Here is an 8,071-nt window from a genome sequence, read left to right on the forward strand (position 1 = left end):
TTTAGTATTGTTTTTTTTACACTTTCCAGCACTTCTGATGGACTAACATCTAATGGAGCATTTATTCCAATAACATAATCAACATTAAGTAGTTTGTTTGCTACTTCTGCCATTGATGTAGCGGTTCCTGAACCATGACATATTATTAATACTTTTACTTTATCTGAAATATTATTTAGAGATTTTTCTTCAGGTATTAAAAAAATTGTTAGATAACCAGCTTCGTCTTCTGGTATACTTTGATTAATAAATTTTTCAATAATATTTTTTATTCCAAGTGCGACTTCAAATTCTTTTGGATATAGTTGTTTGATTTTATTAATCTGAGGATTTATTATAGGTTTATTACTATAAATTCGTTTTATTAAAGTATCAATGTGTAAGGACAGGGTTGTATACATATTGTTATTTAATTTATAATTAAGATTAGAATTTGTGTAATCTGATATATTATCGACAAGCTCTAATATTTCTTTTCCAACAATAGTAGCTAAGTGCTTTTTATTCATATCATCAGTTATTCCATCTACATATTTTTCGAAATATCTATATATATCCTTTTCAAGTATGTTTTCAATGTCTATATTAGAGATTCCCTTTGCTTTTAGCTTAATTAGTTTTTGTTCTAAAATATTATATATTTTACTGTCGCTATTACCGAAAACTGGTATTTGATTATCTGTATTAGAGGAAAACCTAAAAAATTCTATTTCATCTCCTACTAATTTATTCCATAAAATTCTATGTTGTTTTTCTTTGTAAAGTCCATCTTTAATATAAGCAGGTAGATTATTACTTGTTATACGAATATCACGTTTTAAATTAGTTAAAAATTCTGAATACGCTTTAGCACAAAGAAGTTGTATATCGCTTTTTAACTGTCCTATATTATTTGGACATTCATAGGATAAAAGTGCTCTAATGGTATTTAAAGATACAAAAATTTCTCTTCCCAATCTAATGCTTTCTTGTTTGAAAAAAGTTTTAATTAAATATAAACGTTCCTCTATAGTTCGTTCACGTAGTGAAGGAATTTTAATAACCATGGGTATGCGTCGTGTAAAAGTTTTTAATAAAGCTGAATCAGGATTTTCTGTTGTTGCTGAAATTATTAAAACTTCAGATTGCCTAATTTCATAATCTCCTATACGTCTATATGTTCCTGTATCTAAAAATGTGAATAGGGCCTCTTGACCTTCAGGAGGCAGTCTATGAACTTCATCTAAAAACAATATGCCACCATTTGCTTGTTCTATTAATCCAGGTTTATCGTGTTCTGCACCAGTATATGCACCTTTTTTAACACCAAATAGATGAGAGGTTAAAAGCTGAGGATTATTACTATAATCAGCACAATTAAAAGTAATAAATGGAGACTGAGCAGGTTTTACCCCCATTTCAATGGCATAACTATGCATCAAAGAAGCAAACATTGATTTACCTACACCAGTTTCACCTAAAATTAAACAATGCATTCCTTTTGGAGGGTATAGGATTGCTGCTTTTATTTGTTCAATAGCTTGAGTTAAACTAATACTGTTTTTAGCAATTTCGTCCAGTATTGAATGTTTAGATTTTTGAATCAGATGATTATTTAGATAAAATAAAACAGGTCTACTGTTTGATTTGTAAATTTTTCCTTCCTTAACAAGTTTGTTTAATTCATGACTTACATTGGCTCTGGACATATTTAGAATTGATGCTAATGTTTGAGCATCTATACCATTTTCATTATTTAATTCAACTAACTTATTATATATAATGTCTTTATTTTTCATTTATTCCCAACCCCTTTTTTAAAAAAATATAAAATCTTTTTTAAATTATAATACAATTTAAAAAAGATTTCTATAGAGAGTTTAAAAACGAAAACACTATTCAAACAATAAAATCAAATAAAATAAAAAATTAAACACTATATAAAAACAAATAAAAACACTTTTATAAACATATAAACACAAGAAAACAAATAATCTAAAAAATCAAAATTATAATCAAATTTAGAGTTTGGCATATTTATTGCATAGTATAAAACGACATCATTGAATAAAGGAGTTGGTTTAATTGGAAATGGAACAAATAGTAATGCAAATAATAATTCATGCAGGCGATGCTAAAACTTATGCATATGAGGCACTTAATAAAGCAAGTGTCGCTGATTATGAATTAGCTGATAGTTTAATTGAAAAAGCTAATGAAGCTATTTCAAAAGCTCATGCGGTTCAAACACAGTTGTTACAAAAAGAAGCAGAAGGAGAAAATATTAAAATTTCCTTGTTGTTTATACATGCCCAGGATCATTTAATGACAGCAATTTCTGAGAAAAATTTAATTGTAGAAATTATTAAATTAAGAAAAGAATTAAAATCAATAATAAAATAACAAAAAGGGAGGAATTAATATGACAAGAATTTTATTATTTTGTGCAGCAGGGATGTCTACAAGTATGTTAGTTTCAAAAATGAAAAAGGCAGCTAATGATTTAGGAGTTGACGTTTCAATTGAAGCTTATCCTGAATCAGAAATGTCAAAAAGAGTTGATGAAGCAGATGTTGTATTATTAGGTCCACAAGTCAAATTTGTGCTTCCTAAAGCAAAATCAATTTTTGAACCTAAAGGAATACCAGTTGAAGTAATTAATACAATGGATTATGGAATGATGAATGGTGAAAAGGTACTAAAACGTGCTTTAGAGATATCAAAAAAATGATATGTAAGGAGGAAAACAATGAGATTTCCACATGATTTTTTATTTGGAGCTGCTTCAGCTGCATATCAAGTTGAAGGAGCTTGGAACGAAGATGGTAAAGGACTTTCTAATTGGGATGTGTTTTCAAAAATACCAGGTAAAACTTTTGAAGGTACTAATGGAGATGTTGCTGTAGATCATTATCATAGATATAAAGAAGATATCAAGCTAATGGCAGAAATGGGATTAGAGTCATATAGATTTTCAATATCTTGGCCTCGGATTATACCTGATGGAAAAGGTGTAATAAATGAAAAAGGTATAGAATTCTATAATAATGTAATAAATGAGTGCTTAAAATATGGAATTGTTCCATTTGTTACCCTTTATCATTGGGATATGCCTCAAGTTTTAGAAGAACAAGGTGGATGGACAAATAAAGCAACAATTGATGCATTTTTGAAATATGCAACTACATGCTTTGAGAGGTTTGGAGATAGAGTAAAACATTGGATTACATTTAATGAAACAATTGTTTTTTGCTCATTAGGATATTTAGCAGGAGCACATCCACCAGGAATAAAAAATGACATTAAAAAATATTTTCAAGCAACACATAATGTATTTACTGCTCATGCAAAGGTAGTTGATCAATACAAAAAAATGAAACAATACGGAGAAATTGGAATAACACATGTATTTAGTCCAGCTTTTTCAGTTGATGACAAAGAAGAAAATAAGATAGCAGCATATCATGCTAATCAATATGGAATTGCATGGTATTATGATCCAATTTTAAAAGGTAAATATCCAGAATATGTATTAAAAATTTTAAAAGAAAAAGGATATATTCCAGATTGGACTGAAGAAGAATTAAAAATTATAGAATCATCAGCTTCTAAAAATGACTTTATTGGGTTAAATTATTATCAACCACAAAGGGTAGTTATTAACAAAGACCAAGTTAACCCTACATATAAAAATAGAGAGGATGCGACTGGTGCACCAGGAAATATATCATTTGATGGATTCTATAAGACAGTAAAAATGGATGATAAAAGATACACAAAGTGGGGATGGGAAATTTCACCAGAAGCGTTTAAAGATGGTTTAAAGATGTTAAAACAAGAGTATGGAGATATAAAAATATATATAACAGAAAATGGTTTAGGGGATGAAGATCCAATTATAGATGGTGAAATTGTAGATGTACCAAGAATTAAGTATATAGAGGAACATTTAAAAGTATTAAAGGATGCAATTTCTGATGGAATGAACATAAAGGGTTATTATGCATGGTCTGCTATTGATTTATTAAGTTGGCTTAATGGTTTTAAAAAGCAATATGGTTTTATATATGTTGATCATAATGATAATTTAAAAAGAAAAAAGAAACTGTCTTTTTATTGGTATAAAAAAGTTATTGAAGAAAGAGGAGAAAGTATTTAATTAATAATAAAAATATTTAAAGGGGGAATAAAAAAATGAAAAAATTTGAAAATATTATGGAGAAATTAGCACCTTTTATAATGAAATTTGCTAATTCAAAACCTGTTATGGCTATGAAAGACGGATTGATGTTAATTATGCCATTGACTTTAGTAGGTTCTTTATTCTTATTACTTGCTTTTATACCAATTGATGGATGGAATTCATTAATGGAAGGTTTGTTTGGACAAGCTTGGCAAGAACCTTTGTTTCAAGTCGTAGGTGCAACTTTTGATATAATTGCTTTAGTTGCTGTATTTGGAATTGCTTATACTTATGCAAAAAATGAAGGATGTGAGGCTGTATCTGCTGGTATATTAGGAATAGTATCTTTCTTAATAGTAACTGCAAGCTATGTTACAGGTAGTGGAAATGAAAAAATTGGTGGAGTAATACCTAAGACTTGGACAGGTGGAAAGGGAATGATAGCAGCAATATTAATAGGACTATTAGTTGGATATGTTTATTCATGGTTTATCAAAAAAGGTATAAGAATAAAAATGCCAGACGGTGTACCAACTGGTGTAGCAAATGCTTTTTCTGCATTAATTCCAGGATTAGTAATAATGATTATATCTATGTTGTTATATATATTATTTAAGGTATTGGCTGGAAAGACATTTATTGAGTGGGTATATGAAGTACTTCAAACTCCTTTACAAGGTTTAACAGATTCATTAGGAGGAGCAATTGCAATTCCATTCTTAATTTCTTTATTCTGGTGGTTTGGAATACATGGCCCAGCTGTGGTAATGGGAGTAATGAGTCCTATTTGTCAAGCAAATGCACTTGCAAATCAAGAAATTGTTAATGCAGGTGGAAAATTAATAGCAGGACAAAATGCACATATAGTAACACAACAATTTGTTGATCAATTTATAACTTTTGGTGGTTCAGGAATGACTCTTGGTTTAGTTTTAGCTATGATATTTTTAGCAAAATCTTCTCATTTAAAGAGATTAGGTGAGCTTTCAATTGTTCCAGGTATTTTTAACATAAACGAGCCAATTTTATTTGGTTTTTCAATAGTGTTTAACCCAATGATGTTGTTACCATTTATTTTAGTACCAACTTTATCAGGTATAATTACGTATACAGCTATTAGATTAGGATTTTTAGCACCGTTTACAGCTGTACAAATACCTTGGACAACACCACCAATATTGTCAGGTTTTATTGTTGGTGGTTGGAGAGCAGCTCTTCTACAAGTTTTATTAATACTTATGGCAGCACTTATTTATTTACCTTTCTTAAAAATACAAGATAAAATATCACTACAAGAAGAACTCAAATCTGAAAGTGCTGGTGAATATTTGAATATATAATTATATTACACTAATTAAGGAGGCAAAATAGGTGAAATTATATAAAATAAGAGTCACTGGAGATAAAGAGAATTTTAATATTGAATATGAATATTCAATAAACTTTGTTGATTATATAAAAATTGAATATCAAGGTAGTGAGCAAGAAAAATACCAAAAATTTTTACAAGAATTAGAACAAAATGGAGGCATGCACCCTATTAATGTAAAAGTAAAAATGAAGACAAAATTTGTTGATAGAGCATATTTAAAAAATGAAATAATTAAGATAAAAGATGTAAACGATTTTATTAATAGACTTTAATAGTAATTGCAACGTGAGGTGATATAAATGGTTGAAAGAACATTAAACATAAACAATAAATTTGGTTTGCATGCAAGGCCTGCAAGCAATTTAGTAAGTCTTACAAGTAAGTTTAAGAGTAATGTATATATTAGTAAAGGTGAAAAAAAAGTTAATGCTAAAAGTTTACTTGCTGTTTTAAGTTTAGGTGTTTCATATGGAGATGAAATTAAAATAACAATTAGTGGAGAAGATGAGATAGATGCAATGGATAAATTAACAGAATTAATAAATAATGGATTAGGTGAGTAGTTAATTTTTATTAATCTTAAAATTATATATTAAGCATCAGATACTAAAAATATCTGATGCTTAATATTATGGGAGGAGGATTTATATGGTAAATAAATTGGATAAAAAATTTCCAAAAGACTTCTTATGGGGAGGAGCAACAGCTGCAAATCAATTTGAGGGTGGATATAATGAAGGTGGCAAGGGATTGAGCATAGCAGATGTTCTAACAGCAGGTTCACATACTGTTCCAAGAAGAATCACTCCTACTATAGAAGATGGTATGTATTATCCAAACCATGAAGCAGTTGATTTTTATCATAGATATAAAGAAGATATAAAATTATTGGCTGAAATGGGATTTAAAGCCTTTAGAATGTCGATTGCGTGGTCAAGAATTTTCCCAAACGGAGATGATCCAGAACCTAATGAAGAAGGATTAAAATTTTACGATAATGTTTTTGCAGAATTAAAAAAATATAATATTGAGCCTATTGTTACTATATCGCATTATGAAACTCCTCTAAATTTGGCCATAAAGTATAATGGTTGGGTAAACAGGAATTTAGTTGATTTTTATGTTAGATATTGTGATGTTATTTTTAGACGTTATAAAGATATAGTAAAGTATTGGTTAACTTTTAATGAAATAAATGCGTTAACTATGCCATGGGGAACATTTATGGCTGGAGCAATAATGCCAAATGGAAATGGAGAAATTTCAAATAATGAAACAGATAATGAACAAATTAGATATCAAGCACTGCACCATCAATTTATTGCTAGTGCTAAGGCTGTAAAATTAGGTCATGAGATTAATAAAGATTTTAAGATTGGATGTATGATTGCCTATATGTGCTTTTATCCATTAACTTGTAATCCAGATGATGTACTTTTAGCTCAACAAAAAGATAATTTACATAATTTTTTATGTTCAGATGTTCAAGTTAGAGGTGAATACCCAGGTTTTGCAAAGAGGTATTTTGAAGAGAAAAATATAAATATTAATATGCAAGAAAATGATGAACAAATACTTAAAGAAGGTAAGGTAGACTTTTATACTTTTAGTTACTATATGTCAAATTGTGTGAGTGCTGACCAAAACGAAGAAAAAATAGGTGGTAATATTTCATTAGGTATTAAAAACCCTTATTTAAAAGCAAGTGATTGGGGATGGCAAATTGATCCGAAAGGTTTAAGGTGGACATTAAATAACATTTATTATAGATACCAAATACCAATAATGGTAGTAGAAAATGGGTTAGGCGCTATTGACAAAGTAGAAACTGATGGAACGATTAATGATGATTATAGAATAGATTATTTAAGAGAACACATAAAACAAATGAAAGAGGCTATATTAGATGGAGTTGATTTAATTGGATATACTACATGGGGATGTATTGATCTTGTAAGTGCGGGAACTGGGGAAATGAAAAAGCGATATGGTTTTATTTACGTAGATAGAGATGATGAAGGTAGAGGTACTTTAAATAGAATGAAGAAAAAAAGCTTTTATTGGTATAAAAAAGTAATAGAAACTAATGGAGAAGATTTAGAATAAAAGTAGTGAATAAATTTAAAAACATATTTAATAAAAATTAAATTTTAGTAAGTAGCAAAACAAGAAAACTATTTTAATAATTCATAAATTCTAAGGAGGAGAAGCTAAATGTTAAAAGGAATAGCTGCGTCATCAGGAGTAGCTATCGGCAAGGCACTTGTAATAGTAGATAAAGAAGTAGAAATAGAGAGAAGAGCTATAGATAATATAGAGGCTGAAACTACAAAATTACAAAATGCTGTAGCTACTGCAAAGGAGCAACTTGAAAAAATAAAAGAGATAGTAAGAGAAAAAATAGGTGAAGATAAGGCACAGGTTTTTGAAGCACATCTTATGATGTTAGAAGACCCAGAATTTATTGGTGCAGTTGAAGCACAAATATCATCAGAATCAATCTGTGCAGAGTATGCATTAAAACAAACTGCTGATAT

9 protein-coding genes are annotated in these 8,071 nt (G+C 29.0%); 8 read left to right on the forward strand and 1 reads right to left on the reverse strand.

Annotation, left to right across the window (positions count from 1 at the left end; genetic code table 11):
- The coding region (locus tag BUB63_RS12170; RefSeq protein ID WP_073250118.1) for a sigma-54-dependent transcriptional regulator at positions 1-1,778 on the reverse strand (1,778 nt) is incomplete at its 3' end.
- Positions 1,779-2,070: 292 nt separating this feature from the next.
- On the opposite strand from BUB63_RS12170, the gene BUB63_RS12175 reads away from it, so the two are divergent.
- From BUB63_RS12175 to BUB63_RS12210, 8 genes are all read left to right on the forward strand, one after another.
- Positions 2,071-2,382 (forward strand): PTS lactose/cellobiose transporter subunit IIA, encoded by a 312-nt coding sequence (locus BUB63_RS12175; protein ID WP_143290289.1) that lies wholly within the window; start codon positions 2,071-2,073, stop codon positions 2,380-2,382.
- Positions 2,383-2,401: 19 nt separating this feature from the next.
- A complete protein-coding gene (locus BUB63_RS12180; protein WP_073250124.1) occupies positions 2,402-2,710 on the forward strand; it encodes a PTS sugar transporter subunit IIB in 309 nt (102 codons plus the stop codon).
- An 18-nt stretch (positions 2,711-2,728) separates the two neighbouring features.
- On the forward strand, positions 2,729-4,138 hold the full coding sequence (locus tag BUB63_RS12185) for a GH1 family beta-glucosidase (protein WP_073250127.1): 1,410 nt from the start codon (positions 2,729-2,731) through the stop codon (positions 4,136-4,138).
- A 35-nt stretch (positions 4,139-4,173) separates the two neighbouring features.
- Positions 4,174-5,502 (forward strand): PTS sugar transporter subunit IIC, encoded by a 1,329-nt coding sequence (locus tag BUB63_RS12190; protein ID WP_073250130.1) that lies wholly within the window; start codon positions 4,174-4,176, stop codon positions 5,500-5,502.
- A gap of 31 nt (positions 5,503-5,533) precedes the next feature.
- Positions 5,534-5,806 carry a hypothetical protein gene (locus BUB63_RS12195; protein WP_073250133.1) on the forward strand — a complete coding sequence of 91 codons (273 nt, stop codon included), beginning with the start codon at positions 5,534-5,536 and terminating at the stop codon, positions 5,804-5,806.
- A gap of 27 nt (positions 5,807-5,833) precedes the next feature.
- Entirely contained in the window at positions 5,834-6,097 is a 264-nt protein-coding gene (locus tag BUB63_RS12200; RefSeq protein ID WP_073250136.1) for an HPr family phosphocarrier protein, read from the forward strand.
- 85 nt (positions 6,098-6,182) lie between these two features.
- Positions 6,183-7,640 carry a glycoside hydrolase family 1 protein gene (locus BUB63_RS12205; RefSeq protein WP_073250139.1) on the forward strand — a complete coding sequence of 486 codons (1,458 nt, stop codon included), beginning with the start codon at positions 6,183-6,185 and terminating at the stop codon, positions 7,638-7,640.
- A gap of 108 nt (positions 7,641-7,748) precedes the next feature.
- On the forward strand, positions 7,749-8,071 hold a 323-nt coding region (locus tag BUB63_RS12210; protein WP_278299033.1), incomplete at its 3' end, for a phosphoenolpyruvate-utilizing N-terminal domain-containing protein.

It is taken from the genome of Caloramator proteoclasticus DSM 10124 (assembly GCF_900129265.1).
Taxonomy (GTDB): Bacteria; Bacillota; Clostridia; order Clostridiales; family Caloramatoraceae; genus Thermobrachium; species Thermobrachium proteoclasticum.